Source organism: Catellatospora sichuanensis, assembly GCF_007483665.1.
GTDB classification, from domain to species: Bacteria; Actinomycetota; Actinomycetes; order Mycobacteriales; family Micromonosporaceae; genus Catellatospora; species Catellatospora sichuanensis.
Genome location: NZ_VIQO01000025.1, coordinates 72120 through 94399 on the forward strand (window position 1 = coordinate 72120; position 22280 = coordinate 94399).

General features: G+C 71.6%; 18 protein-coding genes. 4 read left to right on the forward strand and 14 right to left on the reverse strand.

Annotated features, from left to right (window positions below):
• The first annotated feature begins 108 nt into the window (after positions 1 to 108).
• On the forward strand, positions 109 to 1245 hold the full coding sequence (locus tag FLL47_RS31025) for a lytic polysaccharide monooxygenase auxiliary activity family 9 protein (protein ID WP_144125580.1): 1137 nt from the start codon (positions 109 to 111) through the stop codon (positions 1243 to 1245).
• A 56-nt stretch (positions 1246 to 1301) separates the two neighbouring features.
• On the opposite strand, the gene FLL47_RS31030 is transcribed toward FLL47_RS31025, so the two are convergent.
• Positions 1302 to 1919: a hypothetical protein gene (locus FLL47_RS31030; protein ID WP_144125583.1), complete on the reverse strand. Its 618-nt coding sequence runs from the start codon at positions 1917 to 1919 to the stop codon at positions 1302 to 1304.
• A gap of 126 nt (positions 1920 to 2045) precedes the next feature.
• Positions 2046 to 3572: a cation:proton antiporter gene (locus FLL47_RS31035; RefSeq protein ID WP_144125585.1), complete on the reverse strand. Its 1527-nt coding sequence runs from the start codon at positions 3570 to 3572 to the stop codon at positions 2046 to 2048.
• Positions 3573 to 4055: 483 nt separating this feature from the next.
• Here FLL47_RS31035 and FLL47_RS31040 point away from each other — a divergent pair, with 483 nt between their 5' ends.
• The gene (locus FLL47_RS31040; RefSeq protein ID WP_186316007.1) at positions 4056 to 6305 is read left to right on the forward strand and encodes an ATP-binding cassette domain-containing protein; all 2250 of its coding nucleotides are present in this window, start codon (positions 4056 to 4058) and stop codon (positions 6303 to 6305) included.
• Between the two features lie 103 nt (positions 6306 to 6408).
• Here the strand turns inward: FLL47_RS31040 and FLL47_RS31045 are convergent, their stop codons facing one another.
• The 7 genes from FLL47_RS31045 to FLL47_RS31075 form a co-directional block, all read right to left on the reverse strand.
• Complete coding sequence (locus FLL47_RS31045; RefSeq protein WP_144125592.1) at positions 6409 to 6795, reverse strand: VOC family protein; 387 nt, start codon at positions 6793 to 6795, stop codon at positions 6409 to 6411.
• Positions 6796 to 6885: 90 nt separating this feature from the next.
• Positions 6886 to 7317 (reverse strand): DUF4395 domain-containing protein, encoded by a 432-nt coding sequence (locus FLL47_RS31050; protein WP_144125595.1) that lies wholly within the window; start codon positions 7315 to 7317, stop codon positions 6886 to 6888.
• A 58-nt stretch (positions 7318 to 7375) separates the two neighbouring features.
• On the reverse strand, positions 7376 to 7822 hold the full coding sequence (locus FLL47_RS31055) for a TlpA family protein disulfide reductase (protein WP_246158901.1): 447 nt from the start codon (positions 7820 to 7822) through the stop codon (positions 7376 to 7378).
• A 123-nt stretch (positions 7823 to 7945) separates the two neighbouring features.
• The gene (locus FLL47_RS31060) at positions 7946 to 9997 is read right to left on the reverse strand and encodes an MDR family MFS transporter (protein WP_144125598.1); all 2052 of its coding nucleotides are present in this window, start codon (positions 9995 to 9997) and stop codon (positions 7946 to 7948) included.
• Positions 9998 to 10256: 259 nt separating this feature from the next.
• On the reverse strand, positions 10257 to 11834 hold the full coding sequence (locus tag FLL47_RS31065; RefSeq protein WP_144125601.1) for a cellulose binding domain-containing protein: 1578 nt from the start codon (positions 11832 to 11834) through the stop codon (positions 10257 to 10259).
• Positions 11835 to 12036: 202 nt separating this feature from the next.
• Complete coding sequence (locus tag FLL47_RS31070) at positions 12037 to 12861, reverse strand: GDSL-type esterase/lipase family protein (protein ID WP_144125604.1); 825 nt, start codon at positions 12859 to 12861, stop codon at positions 12037 to 12039.
• 118 nt (positions 12862 to 12979) lie between these two features.
• Entirely contained in the window at positions 12980 to 13816 is an 837-nt protein-coding gene (locus FLL47_RS31075; protein ID WP_144125607.1) for an SDR family NAD(P)-dependent oxidoreductase, read from the reverse strand.
• A gap of 340 nt (positions 13817 to 14156) precedes the next feature.
• Between FLL47_RS31075 and FLL47_RS31080 the strand changes: the two genes are divergently transcribed.
• Positions 14157 to 15839, forward strand: a complete 1683-nt coding sequence (locus FLL47_RS31080) for a hypothetical protein (protein WP_144125610.1) — start codon at positions 14157 to 14159, stop codon at positions 15837 to 15839.
• 69 nt (positions 15840 to 15908) lie between these two features.
• Here the strand turns inward: FLL47_RS31080 and FLL47_RS31085 are convergent, their stop codons facing one another.
• From FLL47_RS31085 to FLL47_RS44325, 5 genes are all read right to left on the reverse strand, one after another.
• Positions 15909 to 16397: a hypothetical protein gene (locus FLL47_RS31085; RefSeq protein WP_144125613.1), complete on the reverse strand. Its 489-nt coding sequence runs from the start codon at positions 16395 to 16397 to the stop codon at positions 15909 to 15911.
• A 140-nt stretch (positions 16398 to 16537) separates the two neighbouring features.
• A complete protein-coding gene (locus FLL47_RS31090; protein ID WP_144125616.1) occupies positions 16538 to 16735 on the reverse strand; it encodes a hypothetical protein in 198 nt (65 codons plus the stop codon).
• Between the two features lie 273 nt (positions 16736 to 17008).
• Positions 17009 to 18022: a golvesin C-terminal-like domain-containing protein gene (locus FLL47_RS31095; RefSeq protein ID WP_144125619.1), complete on the reverse strand. Its 1014-nt coding sequence runs from the start codon at positions 18020 to 18022 to the stop codon at positions 17009 to 17011.
• 253 nt (positions 18023 to 18275) lie between these two features.
• Positions 18276 to 18947 carry a tRNA (guanosine(46)-N7)-methyltransferase TrmB gene (gene trmB, locus FLL47_RS31100; RefSeq protein WP_222106286.1) on the reverse strand — a complete coding sequence of 224 codons (672 nt, stop codon included), beginning with the start codon at positions 18945 to 18947 and terminating at the stop codon, positions 18276 to 18278.
• A 135-nt stretch (positions 18948 to 19082) separates the two neighbouring features.
• Positions 19083 to 19307 (reverse strand): TM2 domain-containing protein, encoded by a 225-nt coding sequence (locus FLL47_RS44325; RefSeq protein ID WP_246158903.1) that lies wholly within the window; start codon positions 19305 to 19307, stop codon positions 19083 to 19085.
• A gap of 358 nt (positions 19308 to 19665) precedes the next feature.
• On the opposite strand from FLL47_RS44325, the gene valS reads away from it, so the two are divergent.
• Entirely contained in the window at positions 19666 to 22200 is a 2535-nt protein-coding gene (gene valS / locus FLL47_RS31110; protein WP_144125625.1) for a valine--tRNA ligase, read from the forward strand.
• Positions 22201 to 22280 lie beyond the last annotated feature (80 nt).

Here is a 22280-nt window from a genome sequence, read left to right on the forward strand (position 1 = left end):
CAGCACGGCTCGTTCCGTCCACTCCGGACTTCCGCGGTCCGTTTTCACGGCGTACCGCCGGGACCCTCCGCCGGAGATGGCGCACGTCCGTGCTGGAAAGGACAGCACATGAACAAGCTGAAGGCCGCCGCTCTGGCGGCGGCGGCCACGCTCGCCGCCGGCCTCGCCATCACGATGATCAACCCTGGCACCGCGGCGGCGCACGGCGCGCTGCTCACCCCGGGCAGCCGCACCTACCTGTGCTATCTGGACGGCAAGTCGAGCACCGGTGAGGTCAAGCCGACCAACGGCGCCTGCCAGAACGCCGCCGCCGTGGGCGGCACCCAGCCGTTCTACGACTGGTTCGGCGTGCTGCGCTCCGATGGGCAGGGCCGCACCCGCGGTTTCATCCCCGACGGCGCGCTGTGCAGCGGTGGCGCCACCAAGTTCGCGGGCTTCGACGCGCCGCGCAGCGACTGGCCGCTGACCCACCTCACCTCCGGTGCCAACCACAGCTGGCGCTACAGCAACTGGGCCGCCCACCCGGGCTGGTTCTACCTGTACGTCACCAAGGACGGCTACAACCCCAACCAGGCGCTCACCTGGGCGGACATGGAGGAGCAGCCGTTCCTGAGCATCGACCACCCGCCGATGTCGGGCCCGGCCCCGGACGGCTACTACTACTGGAACGGCAACCTGCCCTCGGGCAAGTCCGGCCGGCACGTCATCTACTCCGTCTGGAAGCGCTCGGACAGCCAGGAGACCTTCTACGGCTGCTCGGACGTCATCTTCGACGGCGGCAACGGCCAGGTGACCGGCATCAACAACCCGCCGACCAACCCGTCAAACCCGCCGTCCAACCCCGCCTCGCCGTCACCGTCGCGGACCGCGTCGCCGTCGCCCAGCGCGGCCTCGCCGCGGCCGAGCAGCCCGGCGCCGTCGACCCCGGCACCGTCCATCCCGCCGGGCGCCTGCTCGGCGACGTACACCCAGATCGGCAACTGGAACAACGGGTTCCAGGGAGAGATCAAGGTGACCGCGGGCGGCACCGCGGTCAACGGCTGGACGGTGAAGGCCACCTGGGCCAACGGCCAGACCGTGAACCAGAGTTGGAGCAGCACCTACACCAACGCCACCGGCTCCACCACGTTCAAGAACGTGGCCTGGAACGGCAGCCTCGGCTCCGGTGGCAGCACCACGTTCGGATTCCTGGGCAACCACAGCGGCACCAACAACCTGCCGACGCTGGCCTGTACGAGTCCGTGACCTGACCGATGACCGGTGGCGCCCCCGTCCGCGGGGGCGCCACCCGGTGGCACGGCTCATGGCCGCCCCGGTTTCCCGTACTTCTCGACCACCTCGAACGGCGTCTGCGGGAACCACTCGGACTCCCCCGCGGGCAGGCAGTTCCGCGCGACGTTGACGGCGAGGCCGTCGCAGTGCTGCGCGGACAGGACGATGTACACGGAGAACGTGTGCGTGCCCGGGTGCAGCGGCTTGAGCGGCGGCGACGGGAAGGCCGAGAACGGCAGGCCGTCCGCGCCCACGAAAGTCCGCAGCACCTCGGGACCCGCGGTGACGACCCGCTCCCGGTCGGTGCCGCCGTCGATCACGTACTTCGCGCTGCGGAACTTCGCGTTGAAGTCGTCGATCGGGGCGGGCAGCTCGGGGGTGTACCCGGCCGGGTAGACGGCTCCGTCGGGGCCGGGCGCCGTGGTCCACGAGTTCGCCAACACCACCCACCGCTCGCCGGCGCGCACCTCCAGGCAGATCGGCGGGCTGACGATGCGCTCTTCGATGCCGTAGATCTGGTTGAGGTTCGCGCCCGAGAGCGTGATGCAGTCGTGCTCGGCCGGTGGAGCGGCCTGCGCGGCGCCGCCGGTCAGGGCCGTCGCCAGCGCGAGGCCGGCGAGTGCGGCGAACATTCGCCAAGGTCTCATCGAGACCGCCTTCCATGTCGAGACGGATGTATAACCGCAGGTCAAGCGGCTAAGACAGGATCACTCAGGCAGCCTGGCGACCGTCATGGACACGCCGTCAGACGACCCGGCAGGCCGCCGGAGGGCCTAGTAAAGGGCGCTGTGCAGGTCGAGGCGGCGCAGCACGTCGTCCACGGCCTCGGGCTCGCGCGCCCGGTGGTCGAGCACCGCGGCCCGCGAGGCCGCCAGCAGCTGTGCCCGCACGTCGCCGAGGCGCTGGCGCTGGCGTACCCAGTCGTCGTCCTCGGCCTCCTCGTCGAGCAGGATCGCGCGCTGCCACTCCCCCAGCCGATGCGCCGTCTCCGCGCTCACCGTGCCGTCGGCCCGCAGTTCCTGCAGCCGGCGCAGCCCGGCGTCCTGGGCCACCGCGATTACCTCCCGCTCGGCCTGACGGCGGCGCTTCGCGCCGGTGCTCAGCCCGAGCCGGCCCACCAGCCAGGGCAGCGTCAAGCCGGGCAGCAGCAGGGTGACGACGGCGACCACCGCCGCCACGAACACGATCTGCGGGCGGGCCGGGAAGTCGCGTGGCAGCGCCAGCGCGGTCGCGATGGTGACCACCCCGCGCATGCCCGCCCACGCCACGATCAGGGTCTCGCCCCACCCCACCGGCACGTCCGCAGGGTCGCGCGAGCGCATCCGCTTGGCCAGGCCGCCGACCCCGAACATCCACGCGAAACGCACCGCCACCAGGGTGAGGCAGATCAAGATCGCGAAACGGGAGTACGGCCACAGGCCCGGTCCGATGTCGTCGAGCGCCTCGATGAACTCCAGCCCGATCAGCCCGAACGTGAACCCGGTGACGAGCTCCTCGACCACGTCCCAGAAGTTGCGCCCGGACAGCCGTCCGGCCACGTCGTCGGGGTCGGCCCGGGTCGCGCCCAGCCAGAACCCGGCCGCGAGCACCGCGAGCACCCCGCTGGCGTGTGCGGAGTCGGCGGCGAGGTAGGCGGCGTACGGGATGAGCAGGCTCAGCCCGGCCCGCAGCTCCGCGGTGGGCAGCCGGTCGAACAGCCAGCCGAAGAGCACACCGGCGGCCAGGCCGATGCCCGCCCCGGCCACGGCCGAGTAGGCGAATGAGGCGACCGCGCCCCAGACCGACAGGGTTCCGGTCAGCACACCTGCCACCGCGACCTGGTAGATGGTGAGCGCGGTGACGTCGTTGAACAGCCCCTCCCCTTGCAGCAGGGTGACCGTGCGGCGAGGCAGGCCGAGCCGACCCGCCATGGCGGTGACGGCGGCCGGGTCGGGCGGAGCCGTGATCGCGCCGAGCACGACGGCCGCGCCCAGCGGCAGGGCGGGATGGATGCGCGTCGCGACGGCGGCGACCGCGGCCGTCGTCACGAACACCAGCGCCACCGCGAGCAGCAGGATGGGTTTCCAGCCGCGCGCGAACCGTCGCCAGGAGCTGCGCTGCACCGCGGCGTAGAGCAGCGGCGGCAGCAGCACGGGCAGGATGACCTCGGGGTGCAGCGACAGCGAGCTGCCGGGCAGCAGCGCGAGCGCGGCGCCGAACAGGGTGGCCACCACGGGCGCCGGCAGCCGCAACCGCGCGCCGACGGGCACGCAGAGCAGACCTAGCACCAGCAGCACGAGGATGACGGTGCGTTGGTCCATACCGCTCATTGCACGTCATGACCTGGCGTTATCCGCGGCACGACACGATCAAGAGACGGCGATGGATTTCGTCGGAGTTTGTTGGTAGTCTCGCCGAAGTAACGACGGCGACACCTCGCCGCGGGCACAGAGCACCGCCCGCTCCGGTGATGATCGGGCACCGGAGCGGGCGGGCAAATGCGAAGTTCATGGTCGGTGCGTGCGGTCGCCTCGCGGCGAGTGGCGCGACACGGCTCCAGCCGAACGGTATTCCGTGAAGGCTTTTGTAAGTGAGGCCCGGGGACACTGTCCACGCACCGACCTCGACCACCATAGCTCCGAAATCCGTACGCGCCGAACACCGTCGCCGTGACGATCTTCACGATGGTGCGGGAATATCACCCGGACGCGCGGGCCGCCCGCTGCTCGATCGGGTTCCCGACGGCGGCCGGATCCGACCGGATGGCGCTTGATCTGCACTGGTCTTGCCGCAAGGATGTGCGAGTGTCAACTGACCCCTCCACTTCCCGCGCGCCTCGACGCCGCAAGAGCGCCGCCTCAGCGGTCGCCTCCGGACAGACGACCGCCGCCGACGGCTCGATCCGCACCCGGCTCGGGCGCGACGCCGACAACGACATCGTGCTGGCCGACCTGCAGGCCTCACGCCACCACGCCGAGATGCGCCGCCTCGGCGACGCCTTCCACATCGTCGACCTGGGCAGCCGCAACGGCACGTTCCTCAACGGACGCCAGGTGCAGAAGGCGACCCTCATGCACGCCGGCGACATCGTCTCGATCGGGCGGCACGAGCTGCTCTTCGACGGCGTACAGCTGCACGACCATGTCGACACCGGCCCCGCCTCGATCATCGCCGACGACCTGACGGTGCGCCTGGGCAACAAGGTGCTCATCGACGACGTCAGCTTCGCCCTACCGGAAGGCAGCCTCCTCGCCCTGATCGGCCCCAGCGGCTGCGGCAAGTCCACGCTGCTCAAGGCGCTCACCGGGCTGCGCCCCGCCACCCAGGGCCGGCTCTGGTACGGCGGGCGCGACCTGTACGCCGACTACGCCCAGCTGCGCTACCGCATCGGCATGGTGCCCCAGGACGACGTGCTGCACAAGCAGCTCAAGGTGCGCACCGCGCTGCGCTTCGCCGCTGCCCTGCGCTTCGCCGACGACGTGCCGCGCAAGGTGCGCTGGGCGAAGGTCGACGAGGTCATGGACACCATGCGGCTCACCCCGCGTGCCAAGGCCCGCATCGACGTCCTCTCCGGCGGCCAGCGCAAGCGCGCCTCGGTGGCCATGGAGCTGCTCACCGAGCCGTCGCTGCTGTGCCTGGACGAGCCCACCTCGGGCCTGGACCCGGCGCTGGACAAGGAGGTGATGGGCGAGCTGCGGGAGCTGGCCGACAAGGGCAAGACCGTCGTCGTGGTCACCCACAGCGTGCTGCACCTCGACATCTGCGACCGGGTGCTGGTGATGTGCCTGGGCGGCACGATGGCCTACTTCGGCCCGCCGGACCAGCTGCTCGGCTTCTTCGGTGCCGAGGACTACGCCGATGTCTTCACGAAGATCACCGAAGAGCCGGAGCGGTGGACCCGGGCCTTCCGCAACTCCCCGCTGTATGCCCGTTACGTCAGCGCGGTGACCCCGTCGAACCGGGCCGAGCCCGCCGTGCTGCCGGTGCCGCCGGCACCGGCCGACGTGGTGTTCGACCCGGCGGCGACCCAGCAGCCGCTGGTGCCGACGCAGCGCACCGATGAGCCCGACCTCACCGAGGCCATCGCGCCCCTGCCGGTGCCCGACACCGCCGACGACGCCGAGCCCGCCTCGGTCAGCGTCGACGACGCCCTGGCCCGGGTGCGGCCCAACGTGAACGCGGCCAAACCCGGCCGGGCCAATATCGACCGGCGGAAGTTCTCGCTGTTCGCCCGCAACCCCAGCGCGCCGATCCGGCAGTACTTCACGCTCTGCCTCCGGATGATCAATGTCATCCTGTCCGACCGGGGCTTCAGCGCGTTCCTGCTGGCCATGCCGCTGATCCTGGCGGTGCTCGCCTATACGGTCCCGGGCGAGGACGGCTTGACCAAGCTGCCCCCGTTCAGCCTGCAGGCGCAGCAGCTCCTGGTGGTGCTGGTGACCGGCGCGGCCTTCCTGGGCACCGCCGCCTCGGTCCGGGAAATCGTCGCCGAAGCGCCGATCTACGCCCGGGAACGAGCCGTGGGGGTGTCGGCCGCGGCATACCTGAGTTCGAAGATCACGGTCTTCTTCATCATCAACACCGCTCAGGTGGCACTGTTCGTCTACCTGACGCTGTTCGAGGGCCCGCCCACGGAGTCGCTGGTCATCCCGAGCCAGACCGCGGAAATCATCGTCGCCATGGTCGGCATCTCCCTGGTGTCGACGGTGTTCGGCCTGCTCGTCAGCGCGCTGGCCCGCACGACGGAGCAGACCACCCCGATCATGGTGGTCCTGGTGATGGCGCAGCTGGTGTTCTCCGGCGGCCTGTTCGTGCTGGCCGGGCAGCAGGTCATGGAGATCATCTCCTGGATCTTCCCGACTCGCTGGGGTTTCGGCGCCGCGGCGGCCACGGTCGACGTCGGCGCGATGCTGCCGCCGAGCTTCCAGGACCCGCTGTTCGCACACGTCCCCGAGAACTGGATCAAGTGCATGATCCTGCTCGGCGTGCAGATGGTGGTCCTGATCTTCCTGACCCGCCTGGCACTGCGCCGCCACGAGCCCGGCCGCTCCTGACCGACGCGACCACGGAGCCCCGTCCCCGCCGCTACGGCAGGAACGGGGCTCCGCCCGTATCCGGCTCAGCGGCCCCCGCCGGGTGAAGATCTGTTCGCGTCGATCAGGCTGCGGAGTGGTCGGCACCCTCGGTGTGGAGCACCCTCAGGCGGGTCGCGCCGGCGGCGATGAGGCGTTCGGCTTCGGCGGCGACGCGCTCGCGCCGTGTCTCCAGCGGGACGCTGCGGCCGCCGCTGACCGCGAGGTCGAGGTGCAGGCGGTTCTTGCCCGCCTTCGGCTCCCGCTGGAACCAGAAGCGCGGGCCGACGCCCGCCGGGTCCTCGATCGAGTCGAGGCCGTCGGCGCCCTCCAGCTCCTCCTCCGGGATGCCCTTGGTGAGCCAGTACGAGCGCCAGGTGGGGTGCCCGTCCGGCGGCTGCTGCGGCCGGTAGTGCAGCGCGAGCGCCCAGAACTCCACCAACCGCCCCGGGTCCGCGCAGTCGATCGTCACCTGGATCCGTGTAGCCAGCAGCCCGCTCCTTCGCCGTGCCGGATCAACCACGCCGTTGTAGCAGACGGGTCCGACGCAGCCGGGTCGAAATCAGGAGACGGGGACGCGGGCGGCCAGGGGGCGGCCGGTCAGGCGGCGGTACGCCAGGAACAGCTCGCAGCCCAGGCACAGGCCGAAGACGGCGTTGAGGAAGGCGGCCGCCAGCGCGAAGGAGGCGGCGATCGCCCCGGTCAGCGGCGAGCCGAGCAGGTAGCCCAGCGTGGCCACGGCGGCGAAGACGAAGCCGACGGCCTGCGCGAAGCGCACCGGGGCCAGCGGCTCCAGCTCCGCGGGCGGGCCGAGGCGCGACGCGAGCAGGGTGCGGTAGACCAGCCCGTACGGGCCGAGGCGCGGCTGCGCCGCGGTCAGCGCGAACACCACGGCCTGCGCCAGGGCCAGCCAGCCGGAGCCGGTGACCAGCACCGCCACCATGACCAGGGCGGTGAGCGCGGCGGCGAACCGGGGACCGCGGGGGTCGGTCATGCCATCTCCTCGGGTGACTTGCCGGCGGCACGAGCCCGGCGCGCTGTCGCCGATCCGTTCATGCGGAGTTCTTCTCGGCCGGTGTGGGCAGCAGCGGCGCGACGGCGGCCAGCACCTGGGCGCGGGTCGGCGCGCCCTGGGCCCGGCCGGCGATCCGGCCGTCCGCGTCGACGATCAGCACGGTGGGGGTCTTCCAGATGTCCAGGCCACGGACCGCGTCCAGCCGGCTCTCCGCGTCGACCTCGACGTGGGCCACGCCGGGCGTGGTGCGGGCGACCTCGGCGCAGACCACCCGGGTGGTCCGGCACGGGGCGCAGAACGCCGAGGAGAACTGGAGCAGGGTGACTTCGCCCTGCTCCACGCCCAGCTCGGCCAGCAGCGGATGCACGGGGTCGGCGGTGGCGGGCACGGCGCGAACCCTACCCGCCCGGCGGCGGTGGACCAGCCCGTACGCGGAGGCGGCGAGCAGCGCCACACCTCCGACGATGAGCCCGGTCATGTCCATGGTCGCCAGCGTGACACGTGATCACCCCGATTGGCGATGATCATCCCGAGGAACGGACGCGGTTCACACCCCGGCCACACGGTTTTCATTCAGACTCCGCGCCCAGTCCGCTCTTCACCCCGGCTACGAGGCCCGGTGCCGGCCGGGGCCTCCGCGGCCGGCACCCGCCGGCACCGGCCCAGGCGGCGCCGGCGACACCGGCGTGGCCTCGTCCTCGAACACGAGCTCGCGCCCGGCTATCCGGACCGCCTGTTCGAACTCCTCGTCGGAGGTGTCGTCCCAGTCCGACAGCTCGCCGGCCAGCCACTGCCGCCAGGCGGTCGCGATGCGGTCGTACTCGGCGATGCCGCGCGGGGTCAGCGTGACGGAGCCGTCGACGGCGGCCAGGTATCCGTCGGCGACGGCACCCTGGAACGCGGGCCACAGCACCTGCGGCGGCAGGTGGTAGTGCTCGGCGATGTCGGTCACCCGGGCCTGCCCGTAGTGCTCGGCGAACAGCACCACCCGGGACAGGCACCAGGCCAGCCCGACGCCGCCGTCGACCCCGGCCGAGGCCAGCACCCGCGGCGCGACGGCGGTGCCCTTCTGCCGCCATACCGTGGCGACGGCCCGTTCGAGCTGCTCGGTGCGGTCCGGGGACTCGGGCATGCCGAAACCCTCGCCCATGTCCCTGGCCGCGGCCCGCGCGGTGTCGCGTAGTGGCACCTGTTTGAGGAACAGCGCGATGAAGGCGGCCAGCAGGCCCACCGGCACCGCTGCCAGGAACACCCGCTGCAGCGCCTCGGTGTAGCCGCCGACCACCAGGATCCGGATCGGGTCCGGCAGGCTGTGCACCCCGGCCGGGCTTTCCAGTCGGCGTGGGTCGAGCGCCCCCAGCAGCGGCCCGAAGCGCTCCAGCTGCGCGTTCAGCGAGTGGGTGTACACCGTGCCGAACAGCGCCACCCCGAACGCGCTGCCCAGCGTGCGCAGGAACGTCACCCCCGAGGTGGCCACGCCCAGGTCGTGGTAGTTGACGGTGTTCTGCACGACGATGGTGAGCGTCTGCATGCTCATGCCCAGCCCGAGGCCCAGCACGAACAGGAACAGCGACTCGACCCACAGCGTGGTCAGCGCCGTCATCTGCGACAGCAGCCACATGCCCAATGCCGTGATCAAGCCGCCGAAGACCGGGAACCACTTGTAGCGGCCCGTACGCCCGACGATCGTGCCGCTGGCTATCGACGTGATCAGCAGGCCGAACACCAGCGGCAGCATGCGCAGCCCCGACGCGGTCGCCGAGGCGCCCTGGACGTACTGCATGAACGTCGGCAGGAAGGTCAGCGCCCCGAACATGGAGAAGCCGACGATGAAGCTGAGCACCCCGCAGATGGTGAACACCGGATTGCGGAACAGCCGCATGGGCATCATCGGCTCCCGTGCCCGCACCTCCACCAGCACGAACAACAGCAACGCGACGAAGCCGCCGACGCCCAGCCCGATGATCTCCGGGGACAGCCACGGGTACTCCACCCCACCCCAGCTGGTCATCAGGATCAGGCAGGTGGACGCGACCGCGATCAGGGCGATGCCGAGGTAGTCGATGATCGGGCGGCGGGCGGTGGGCAGCTTCGGCATGGTCGACGCGCAGATGAACATGACCAGCAGGCCGAGCGGGATGTTGATGTAGAACGCCCACCGCCAGGACAGGTGGTCGGTGAACAGGCCGCCCAGCAACGGCCCGAGCACCGTCACCACGCCGAAGACCGCGCCGAGCGCGCCCTGGTACTTGCCGCGCTCGCGCAGCGGGATGTAGTCGGCGATCAGCGCCATCGCGGTCACCAGGATGCCGCCCGCGCCGGCCCCCTGCACGCCGCGCCAGGCCACCAGCCATGCCATGTTGTGCGCGAACCCGCAGAAGAACGACGCCACGATGAAGATCGCGACACTGACCTGGAACATCAGCTTGCGCCCGAACAGGTCGCCCAGCTTGCCGGCCAGCGCGGTGGCGATCGTCTCGGCCAGCAGGTATGCCGTCACCACCCAGGACAGGTGGGAGGCTCCACCCAGGTCCCCCACGATGGTCGGCAGCGCCGTCCCGACGATGGTCTGGTCCAGGGCCGCCAGCAGCAGGCCGAGCGCCACCGTGCCGAACACGGCGTTGCGCCGCACCGAGCTCAGCTCGCCACTGCGGTCCATGCGCTAACACTAATTGCCGCGTTTCGCCCGCAAGCCCGGTTCCTCCCGCTCCGCAACCCTTAACGACCTGCGCCTTCGCAAGTAGTCCCAGGCCGCAGGTCTTTAAGAGTTGCGCGAGGTGGGACGGGCCGGGGCGGGCCGGCCGGGGTGGGGCGGCGGGCAGGGGCGGGGCGGGCAGGGCTGGGGCGGGGTGGGCCGGACAGGGCGGGAGGGACCCGGCCCGCGCATCGGGGGGATGGCCGCGGGCCGGGGGTTCGGGTCAGCGGGTGAAGCCCGCGGTGATGCGGGTGAACTCCCAGTCGGGCTGGGCGATGCCGCTGCAGTTGGCCACCACGCCGCCGCCGGCGCAGCCGCGGTCGCGGTTGACCGACCAGAACGCCAGGCGCGCGATCGCGTTGGCGTTGGCCCAGTCCTTGATCTGCGTCCAGGTCGCGGTGCTGGTCAGCTCCTGCTGGTCGGACAGGCCGTTCATGCCGGAGATGCCGACGTGGGCGTACGCCGTGGCGTCGCTCCAGCCGAACGCCGTCTTCAGCGCGTTCTTCAGGCCGACCGTCGCGTTGACCGTGTTCTGGTACATGTTCGCGCCGCCGCCGAAGTCGAACGGCATGATCGTGAAGATGTCGATGTTCGCGCCCAGCGCCGCGGCCTGGTTGATCAGGCGGGTGCCCCACCAGCTCGGGCCGGTGGTCGTGGTGCCGAACGTGATGATCGTCTTGATGCCGGGGTTGTTCTGCTTGACGATCTTCAGCGCGCCGAGGACGCGGTCCTGCACGACCTCGTTCTCGAACTCGTCGGTGTTCTCGATGTCGACGTCGATCGCCTTGAGGTTGTACGCGTTGATGACCTGCTGGTACGCCCCGGCCAGCGCGGCCGCCGAGGAGCAGTTCGGGCCGAGCTTGTTGCCGCTCCAGCCGCCGATCGACGGCACGATCTCGCCACCCGCGGCCCGGATCGCGTTGATGGTGCTCTGGTCGGCCCCGCCGGTCAGCGGCCGGTTGCCGTCCCAGGCCGGCGTGCAGCCGCCGCCGGACAGGATGAACGCCATGGTGAACCACTTGATGCCGGTGGCGCTCATGACCGTGGCGGGCGCGGGCGGGTTGCCCCAGCCGACGTAGTAGTAAGGCGCGGCGCCCTTGAAGCCCGAGCTGGTGCAGCCGGACGTGGTCCCGGTGACGGCGTTGCTGGCCACGGACTCGCCGCTGTTGTTGTACGCCTTCACGGTGTAAGTGTGCGCCGTACAGGCGCCCAGTCCGCTGTGCGTGGCGGAGGTGCCGGTGACGGTGGCGCGCACGGTGCTGCCCTCGTACACCCGGTAGCCGGTGACCGTGCCGGTCGACGCGCCCCAGCTCAGCGAGACGGAGGTGTTGGTGACCGAGGTGACCGACGGGTTGCCCGGCTTGCCCGGCACGCCCGCGGGCGGCGGCGAGGAGGTCGGCGGCGTGCCACCGCCGCAGCTCGCGCCGTTGACGGTGCAGTTGGTCGGGTTGCCCGAGCCACTGGCGTTGAAGCCGAAGCTGGTCGACGCGCCGGGGCCCAGCGTGCCGTTCCAGCCCACGTTGGTCGCGGTCACGTGCTGGCCGGACTTGGTCACCGCGGCGTCCCAGAACACGCCCATGGTGGTGCCGGAGGGCAGGTCGAACTGCACGTTCCAGCTGGTGATGGTCGACGAGGTGTTGTTGGTGACGGTGAACTTGCCCTCGTAGCCGGAGCCCCAGCTGGAGACCTTGGTGAACGTCGCGGTCGCGGCGTGGGCCGGCGACGACGCGACGAGGGAGAGTGCGCCGGCCAGCAGCGCCACGCCGAGCGTGGCGAGCCCGGCCCGCAGGGACCTTCTCATGAGGCGGTGGTCCTTTCGAGGTAGCGCGCGGCGGGCGACGGCTGCGGAGAGCACGTCGCCCGACGGCGAGCTGTGGGGGACGGTCGGACGCTCATGAGCTTGAATGCCACATTAAATTAAAGACGATTAACAGTAAAGAGTGTTGTCGATTCTGGCACGCGAAAGGGGGCGCCCCACCTTGCGGGACGCCCCTTCGTGCAGCTCACCAGTTGTGGCCGGCGACGTACGAGAGCTGGGCCAGCACCGTCTGCCCGGCCGTGTTGGGGTGGAAGTAGTCCCAGGTGCTCACCTGCGACAGCGCGAACGGGTAGTTGAACACCGCGTTGTCGTCGAAGTCGCAGTTGGCCCCGTAGGCCGCACACGCCTGCGCGAGCTGGGCGTTGAAGTCGACGACCCGCTGGCGCACCCGGTCGCGGCGGTCCGCGTCGGCCTGCGCGGTGGAGGTCGGGTTGGCCAGCAGCGACTGGCAGATGCCGAACAGCGACCAGGCGCTGCGGGCCGAGGACGAGCCCTTGCCGACCTCCCACAGCCGCTTGACGTCCGGGATGGAGATCAGCGCGACCCGTGCGCTGGGCAGCCGGGTCTTGAGAGTGTTCAGGGCGGTGTCGATGGAGGCCCGGAATGCGGCCACCGAGGTCATGCTCGACTCCGAGCCGGTGCAGGCGTCGTTGGCGCCGATCAGGATGGTCACGTAGTCGACGTTGCGCCCGGCCACGGTGTTGGCCTGGCCGGGCATGTCCGCCGCCTTCGCACCGCTCCTGGCGTCGTTGTAGTTGCGGCCGTTGATGGCCGTGTTCTTGGCCAGGACGCGGCGGTAGTGGCTGTTGACCGAGGCGTAGCTGCCGGTGCTGAACGAACGGGCGGTGCAGTCGGAATACCAGCCGCAGGCGTTGAAGCCTCGGGTGATCGAGTCACCCATGCTGGCCATCGAGTTGGGGATGGGACCTGCGGCGGCTGCCGGGTTCGCCGACAGAATGACCGCGGCCAGGGCAGCGGCGAGCGCGAGGGACGGACGCGCGAGACGCATGGGAGCCTGCCTTCCGGGGGGTACGGAAAACGCGGATAAGGGGGCACGAACCACCGCGCGGGCACGCGGTTACCGAAGGGTAATGTCCGTGTGGCCTAGGTCACAAGACCCGGAATCCCTATTGGCCGTCCGCTTCGGACAGTCCTGCGTCCCGCTGGTATGCCGCCCGTGCCGCCCCGTCCCCGACCGCCACCTGGTCCGGCACCAGCAGGCGGTAGGCCAGGTCCCGGCCCGCCTGCGGCAGCAGCGCCAGCAGCCGCGTCAGCGGATCCAGCCGCCCCGGCACGAACGCCTCGAAACGCGGACGCCGGATCACCCGCTCCACCGCTGCGGCGACCGCCTCGGGACGCAGCCGCGGCACGCCGCCGTGGCTGGTCCCGACGGCCAGCGCCGTCTCCACCACCGCCGGCATCACCAGGCTGACCCGCACACCCGTACCGCGCAGCTCGTGGCGCACACCGGCGGCGTACCCGTACACGGCATGCTTGGTCGCGGCATAGGTGGCCTCGCCGGGCGGGCTGATCCGGCTCGCCACCGAGGCGATCGTGACGATGTGCCCGCGTCCGCGGGCCCGCATCCGCGGCGCCGCGGCCAGGAACCCGTGCCGCACCCCGTGCACGTTGACGTCGAACTGCCGCCGCGCGGCCTGCGCCGGCTCGTCGGCGAACGGCCCGACCCACATCACGCCCGCGTTGTTCACCAGCACGTCCACCGGCCCGTACGCCTCCTCGGCCCGGTCCAGGAAGGCGTCCATGCTCGCCTGTTCGGTGACATCCAACTCCACCGGCAGCACCTCACCGGCCAGCGCCGCAGCGGTCTGGGTCAGTGCGGGCAGGTCGCGGTCGCCGAGCACGACGTTCGCACCGGCCACGGCCAGCCGGGCGGCCACCGCCGCGCCGATCCCCCGGGCCGCCCCGGTCACCGCCACCGTCAACCCCGCGACGTCCCGCCCCATCCCGCACCCCTTCACCACGCTCCCGCACCCGCGGGTGGCACACCCTAACTCCGCGCACCGCCCGCACGCCTCCCGCCGACCCACCCCACAGCGGATCCCCGCCCGACCCTTCCGCCCACGCCGGTCCGCAGCCGTCCACGGCCGCGCCCGGCGCGACCCGGCCGCCCGGCCGCCATGATCGCTCGACTTGCCTGGCACATGGGCGAATGCGGGCTCAAGATACGCACAGGTGCCTGGCAAGTCGGATGACCTTGGGGGTCTGGGTGCGGGTGACCGTCCGGGTAGGAGTGTCGACCTGCGGGGCTTCACAGATCGTGCGGAAGCGGGCACGATGAGTCCCATGCCTGAGGGGGGACGGCTGGCGCGTGCCCGCGAGCTGGTGAGCCGGCTCGACTTTCCGGCTGCACAGCAGCTGCTGCGCGACCAGCTCGCACTGGCCCACCAGGATCCGCGGCAGGCCGACGCGGCCGAGGCGGACACCGCCGCGCTGTACGCCGGGGTGCTGCTGCACCTGGGTGAGCCGCATGCCGCGCGCAGCTGGGCGGCGTACGCCCACGCCGCCGCGCAGACGCTGCACGGCGACCTGGACCGGCACACCCTGCACGCGCTCGGCGTGCTGGCCGTCTGCATGCACCGCACCGGCGCGCTCGACCGGGCCGCGGACCTCTATCGCGACCTGATCCGCGACCTGTCCCTCACCCACGGGCCCGACGCCGACCGCACGCTGTCCGCCCGGGCCGACGCGGCGGTGGTCGAGCATGCGCGCGGCACCTGCACCGACGGCCGCAGGCAGCTGTCGGAGGTGCTCGCGGCGCACGCGTCCCGGCACGGTCCCGGGCATCCGGTCAACCTGCGCATGACCATCCGCCTGGCCGGCATGTGGCGCGACTGCGGCGACTTCGACCAGGCGCACGATCTGCTGGCCAGGGTGCGGGAGCAGGCCGCCACGCTGCCCGAGGGCGACGACGTGCACCGGCTCCTGCAGGCGGCGGTGCGGGCCCGCGCGCAGACCGACCACCGCTGCGGCACCGCGCCGTCCGAGGACGAGGCCGGGCGCGCGGAGGATCCGGGGCCGGGCGTGCTGCCGGTGCTGATCCCGCACGCGGAGGACCTGATCTCCGGCCCGCATCAGCCCGTGCCGCGTACCGCCGAGCCCGACGAGTGGCCCGACGACGAGATCTTCGAACGCTACGACGATCCGGCCCGGCAGGCCCGCGCCCGGCGGTCCGGCCCGGTGGGCACGACGCCGCGCCGCAGGGACGACGCCGACGCGGGCGTCGACGACCTGCCCGACTACGGCAGCCCCGACCGGGAAGCCGACCCGGCCGGCTTCGGCATGCCCGCACAGGAGGCGGGCCGGACCGGCTCCAGCGGGTCCACCCGAGGGGCGGGCCTGACCGGCCGGGATCATGGCCGCTCCGCGGCCGACCCGGGACGCACCGGCCCCGGCCAGGCGATCCCCGCGCTGTACCTCGCGCCCGGCCGACCGTACGTGCCCGTCGACCCGGCATACCCGATCGCCACGACGCCGCCGCCGGGGCTGCTCGTGCCGCAGCGCACGGCGTCACCCGTACGGCGGTGGCGCGGTGGCGGGGCCGCGGCACTGGCCGTGGTCGCGGCGGTGGTCGCGATCGTGGCGCTGGTGGGCACGTTCATCCTGGCCGGCGAACGCGGCAAGGGTGAGGCGACGCCGTCGCCCGCCGCCACCCCGAGCGGCCCCGCCCCGTCGGCACCGCCGCCGGTGACCGGGCTGGCCGTGGCCGACCTGGGCACACGGCTGCGCATCAGCTGGTCCTACCCCGACGGCGCGACCGCGGCGGTGGTGCTGTCCGCCGCGCCCGCCGGGCAGCCGATGCGCGCGCTGCAGTCGCTGCCCGCCGGGACCGAGACGGTCACCCTGCCCGGCTTCGACAAGGACGAGGACTACTGCGTCACGGTCACACTGGCCTACAGCGCCGACCAGACCGTGATGGCGCCCCCGGTGTGCACCGATCGGCGGCGGTCCCCCGCGGCCCGCCCCTGATCGCCGCTGGTGGGGAGTCGGCGGCGGCTCGCCGTCCAGGCGGCTCGCCGCGACGAGCCACCAGCGCAGTCACCGGGACGACCGGGCTGCCGCGGTGGCGGCCAGCTCCCGCAGCCACAGGCTCTCCCGCTTGCGCCGTTCCATGGTGGCCAGCACCGCGGGCGGCAGCGGGGCGTGGCGCAGATGCAGCGCGACCAGCTTGGCCAGCGTCATCACCGGTATGTCGTACGAACTGTCCTCGGCGAACGTCAGCAGCTCGGCGACCAGGTCCGGGGGCAGCTCGTCGGGCAGCAGCGGGCACAGCGCCCCGATCACGCTGTCGACGTGCCAGCCGCGGTCGGCGCTCCGGTGCCGCAGCAGTGCCCGCAGCAGTGCCGTGAGCCGTGCCGGCGGCATCCCCGCCGCCAGCTCCAGCAGCGGCCGCATCCCGTCCACGCCCGCCGCGCCGCCCGAGCGCCGCAGCGCCACCAGCGCCGACGCGGCCGCGTCGAACTCTCCACCGCCGGCCAGGCGCTCCACCCGGTCGAGCAGTTCGGTGTAGGTCACCAAGCCGGACATCCGCCACCCGCCCGGGCGAGACGGTCCACAATGGTCTGCATCGTCATGCCGCGGGAGTGTAGGCAGGGGCACCGACAAAGAAGATCCGCCGACCCCGGACCGCGGGTGCGGCCAGGATCGGCGGACGGTGTTCGCTGGGTTCAGCCGGCGCGGCGGTTGGCCCACAGTCGCGGGCCGTGGCCCTGGCTCGACTTGGGCGTGACCGCCTGCTTGCCGTACGCCTGCTGCTGGGTCTTCTTGCCCTTGGCCCGGCGCTCGGCGCGGTTCATGGGCTGCTGCTCGACCTCTTCCGCGGTCTCGTCCGCGGCGGGGCTCTCCGAGCTGTGATCTTCACGCATGAATGTCTCCTACGGATGCGGGCACGCCGACGCTTGCCGGAACGGGCAGGGGCGTGGTTAAAGACGGATCAGACGGCGCGGGCCCGTGGGCCGGCGCGGCACGCTCGCCGCGCAGGTGACACGGCGCGGGCGTGGGGATCACGCTCAGATGTACATGCGCAGGAGCCTAGCAGGCCGCACGAAGATCCGCATACGCGCAAGGTGGCATACGCGCCGCAGTCGTGCCCGCGCCACCGACGGCGGCGCGGGCACGACTGCGGCCTGCGGCGCGGATCAGACCCGGGTGAGCTTCACGGCGTCGGCGATCACATAGCCGGCTCCGCCGCTCCAGCGGCTCACGCCGACGGCGTTGTAGTCGCCCCCGGCGAGGCTGAAGGTGCCCAGGTTCACCCAGACCCCGCCACTGCCCTGCTGGTTGACGTGCACCGTCTGATTGCCGCCCGTGGTCACGACGACGTACGGCGTGGTCGCGTTGTAGCCCGTGTTGGCCGGATACCAGACCTCGACCCGGTAACTGGCCGTCGCGGGAACGTTGAACTTGTACCAGGCTGCGTCCGAGACGGCCGCCGGGTTGGCGAACCGGTAGTCGGCGCCGAAGCGCTGCGCCGAGTACGTCGAGGTGCCCCAGTTGGCCGAGGCGGTGAACCGGCCCGCGGTGGTGTTGTCCACGGTCGACGTCCACGACGGCGGCGGCGGCGTCGTGCCGTTGACCAGCTGCATGAAGTACGACCAGTTCCAGCGTGAACCCGGGTCGGTGTGGGTCGCGCCGGGGACCTCGTTGTGGCCGATGATGTGGGCGCGGTCCCTCGGGATGCCGTACTTGCTGGTCACGCTACGCACGATGGCGGCCGAGGCCTGATACATGGCCTCGGTGTACCAGCCGTCCTGCTCGACGTAGCCCTCGTGCTCGATGCCGATGGACTGCGTGTTGTAGGTCCAGTTGCCGGCGTGCCAGGCCACGTCGGCCTCGCGCACCATCTGGGTGACCGCGCCGCCCTTGGACACCACGTAGTGGGCGCTGACCTGCGCGGCCGGGTTCTGGAACCAGTTGATGGCGCTGGTGTACGAACCCTGGACGGTGTGGATGACCACGTAGTTGATGTTGTAGTCGGACTCGCGGCTGGCGTTGGTGTAGTTGCTGGTGCTGGCGGGCACCCAGGCCGCCGGGCCGTAGTCGGTGCTCGCCTGCGCGGCGGTGGGCACGGACAGCAGCGCGCCGAGGGTCAGCGCGACGCCGCCCGCGAACGCCGCGGCACGGCGCAGCAGGGGTGTGGCGGTAGCCACCATTCGAGGCCTCCCGGGGTAAGAGGATCTGGTGGCCAAACATTAATGAACATACATCGATCTCGTCGATAACCTACGAATAACAACTCAACGACGAAACTTAACTCCATAGACCGGGGGGGCGCCCCGCGGCGCCCATCGCCATGAGATAGACGTTGGCCTATTACATCGACTGGGCGGCGATCAAAGTCGATGTAATAGGCCAACGTCTATGAAAAAACGGGGCGGCGCGCAGTGCGCCGAGCGGGCGGTGCGGTCAGCGGGTGCGGCGGTAGAGGAGGTCGAAGATCTGGCGGCCGGCGGCGATGCCGCGGCGCTCGAACTTGGTTACGGGGCGGTGCGCCGGGCGGGGGGCGAAGCCGTCGTGCAGGTTGGCCAGGCCGTCCGCGGCGTCGAGCACCTCGGCCATCTGCTCGGCGTAGTCGGCCCAGTCGGTGGCGCAGTGCAGCACGCCGCCCACGGTCAACCGCGAGCGCAGCAGCGTCACGTTGTCCGGCTGGATGAGCCGGCGCTTGTGGTGGCGCAACTTGGGCCACGGGTCGGGGAAGTACACGTGCACCGCGTCCAGGCTGTCCGGCGGCAGCATCTGCCGCAGCAGGTGCAGCGCGTCGCCCTGGGCGACCCGCACGTTGGCCAGGCCGCGCTCCTCGACGACGGCCAGCAGGTTGCCCAGGCCGGGCGGGAACACCTCGACCGCCAGGTAGTCGCGGCCCGGGTCGGCGGCGGCCATGGCGACGGTGGCGTCGCCCATGCCGGAGCCGATCTCCAGCACCAGCGGGGCGCGGCGGCCGAACAGGGCCTCGGTGTCCAGCGGGGGGTACGGGTCGGCGATGGTCACGCCGTAGGTGGGCCACAGCCTGGTCAGCGCGTCCTCGTGCCGCCCGCTCACCCGCCCGCGACGGGGGTAGAACGTGGTGATGCGCATCATGCGGCGGCCGTCGTCGAGAGTGTCGGCCAGGTCAGAGGTGGTCACAAGACAGTCAGGATACAGCGGCGGCCCCCCGCGCCGTCGGGCGCGAGGGGCCGCCGACCGCCCACGTCAGCGCGCGGACGGGTGGTCAGCTCACTTGGCGAGCGCCTGGCCCTGCTTGTCCGAGAACTTGCCGATCAGGATCATGATGAAGTCGATCAGCACCCACAGGCCCAGGCCACCGAAGGTGATCAGCATCAGGATGCCCGTGCCGATCTTGCCGACGTAGAAGCGGTGCACGCCCAGGGCGCCGAGGAAGAAGCAGAGCAGCAGGGTGACGAGCCAGGACTTGCTGGTCGTCGCCGTCGTCGTGGTCACAGAGGTGTCCTTCTTGTCAGGGTGGGCCGATCGCCGAGCCGCGACCAGCGAGAACGGACCGTAACAACAGCCCCACCCGTGAACAACCACCACAACGGGTGACCCCCGGTCATCCCCACAGCCAACGTCTGCCCGCCGGGGGTGAACGAGGCAGCGCGGAACCGGGCGACCGGTTACCATCGACGCAAACGAGCGATGTCGAAGGAGGAGCCATGACCCACGCGCTCTTCACGTCGTTCGTCGTACGCGTAGCCGACTCGGGCCGCGCGTAGTCTCTTCGATCGCCGCGCCCCAGGGCGCGTGGCGGTCACCCCACCTCTCTCGCGTTCGGGCGCCTTATCCCCACCGAGGTGAGGTCATGAGCCTTCCGGACAAGCCGACCATCGACGGTCTGCCCGACAAGTGGGCACAGCGCTGGGAATCCGAGCGTGTGTACCGCTTCGACCGCGCCGCGCCGCGTGAGCGCGTGTTCGCCATCGACACCCCGCCCCCGACCGCCAGCGGCGAGCTGCACGTGGGGCACGTGTTCTCGTACAGCCAGACCGACATGATCGCCCGCTACCAGCGCATGCGGGGCCGGGCCGTGTTCTACCCGATGGGCTGGGACGACAACGGCCTGCCCACCGAACGCCGGGTGCAGCAGTTCTTCGGGGTGCGCTGCGACCCGTCGCTGCCGTACGACCCGGAGTTCACTGCGCCGGACAGGCCCGGCAAGCACCAGGTGCCGGTGTCGCGGCGCAACTTCATCGCGCTGTGCGAGCGGCTGACCGCGCAGGACGAGGAGGCGTTCGAACAGGTGTGGCGGCTGGTGGGCCTGTCCGTGGACTGGTCACTGCTCTACACCACGATCGGCGAGCGGGCCCGTGCCGTGTCGCAGCGCGCTTTCCTGCGGGCGCTGGCCCGTGGGGACGCCTACCCGGCGCAGGCTCCGACGCTGTGGGACACCACGTTCCGCACCGCCGTGGCGCAGGCCGAGCTGGAGGACCGGGACCGCCCGGGGGCGTACCACCGGCTGGTGTTCCATCCCGACGCGGCCGGCGCCGCACCGATCACGGCGGCCACGCAGAGCCGACCGGTGGTCGTGGCGACCACGCGGCCTGAGCTGCTGCCCGCCTGCGTGGCGCTGGTGGCGCACCCGGACGACGAGCGTTACCGCCCGCTGTTCGGCACCACGGTGCGCTCGCCGCTGTTCGGCGCGCGGGTGCCGGTGCTGGCGCACCGGCTGGCCGACCCGGCCAAGGGCACCGGCATCGCGATGGTGTGCACGTTCGGCGACACCACCGACGTGATCTGGTGGCGCGAGCTGGACCTGCCGACCCGGCCGGTGCTCGGCTTCGACGGCCGGTTCCTGCCCGACGCCCCGGACGGGCTGTCCGAGGACGGCCAGGCGGCCTACGCCGGGCTGGCCGGGGCGACCGTGCACACCGGACGGGAACGGATCACCGCACTGCTGCGCGAGCGCGGCGAGCTGCTCGGCGAGCCGGAGCCGATCACCCACCCGGTGAAGTTCTACGAGCGCGGCGACAAGCCGCTGGAGATCGTGTCCACCCGGCAGTGGTACATCCGCAACGGCGGGCGCGACGAGACGCTGCGGGAGCGGCTGCGCGAGCGCGGGCAGGAGCTGACCTGGCAGCCCCCGCACATGCGCACCCGCTACGAGCACTGGGTGAACGGGCTGGCCGGCGACTGGCTGATCAGCCGCCAGCGCTTCTTCGGCGTGCCGATCCCGGTGTGGTATCCGCTGGACGCCGACGGTACGCCCGATCACGACCGGCCCATCACGCCCGCCGAGCACGCACTGCCGATCGACCCCAGCTCGGACACCCCGCCCGGGTACGCCGAGGACCAGCGCGGCCGGCCCGGCGGTTTCACGGCCGATCCCGACGTGATGGACACCTGGGCCACCTCGTCGCTGACGCCGCAGATCGCGGGCGGCTGGGGGTTCGACGACGACCTGTTCGCCCGGGTGTTCCCGATGGATCTGCGCCCGCAGTCCCACGAGATCATCCGTACCTGGCTGTTCGCGACGGTGCTGCGCGGGCACACCGAGCACGACGCGCTGCCCTGGCGCACCGCGGCCATCGCGGGCTGGATCCTCGACCCGGATCGCAAGAAGATGTCGAAGTCGGTGGGCAACGTGGTGACGCCGCTGGGCCTGCTGCAGGAGCACGGTTCGGACGCGGTGCGCTACTGGGCCGCCGCGGCCCGGCCGGGCGCGGACACCGCCTTCGACACCGGCCAGATGCGGGTGGGCCGGCGGCTCGCCATGAAGATCCTCAACGCGACGCGTTTCGTGCTCGGCCTCGGCGAGCCCGCACCCGACGCGGAGGTGACCGAGGCGCTGGACCGTGCCCTGCTGGCCGCGCTGCAGCCGGTGATCGCCGAGGCGACCGCGGCGTTCGAGCAGTATGACCAGAGCCGGGCCCTGGACGCCGCGGAGCGCTTCTTCTGGCTGTTCTGCGACGACTACCTGGAGCTGGTCAAGCTGCGCGCGTACGGCCAGCACGGCCCGGCCGCCGCGGACTCGGCCCGGCTCGCCCTGCGCACCGCGTTGTCGGTGCTGCTGCGCCTGTTCGCGCCGGTGCTGCCGTTCGTGACCGAGGAAGCCTGGTCGTGGTGGCAGCCCGGCTCGGTCCACCGCGCCGCCTGGCCCACGCCATCCGAGCTGGCTGCCGCGGCGGGCGATCCGGCGCCGCTGGCCGCCGCGACGGCCGCGATCGAGGCGGTGCGCCGGGCGAAGTCCGAGGCCAAGGTGTCCATGCGCACCCCCCTGCGCGGCCTGGCCGTCCCCGAAAACGCCGCCTTCGCCTTGATCGAGCAAGACGTCCGCGACGCCGGCGTGATCACCTCCATCACCCGCCACCCCTCCCCCACCTACCTCGCACAGGTCTGAGGAAAGGAAGGGCACCTTCACATCGCTATGCGTAGTAGAAGGTGCCCTTCTTAACGGTGGTCGGCGAACATGATCCCTGT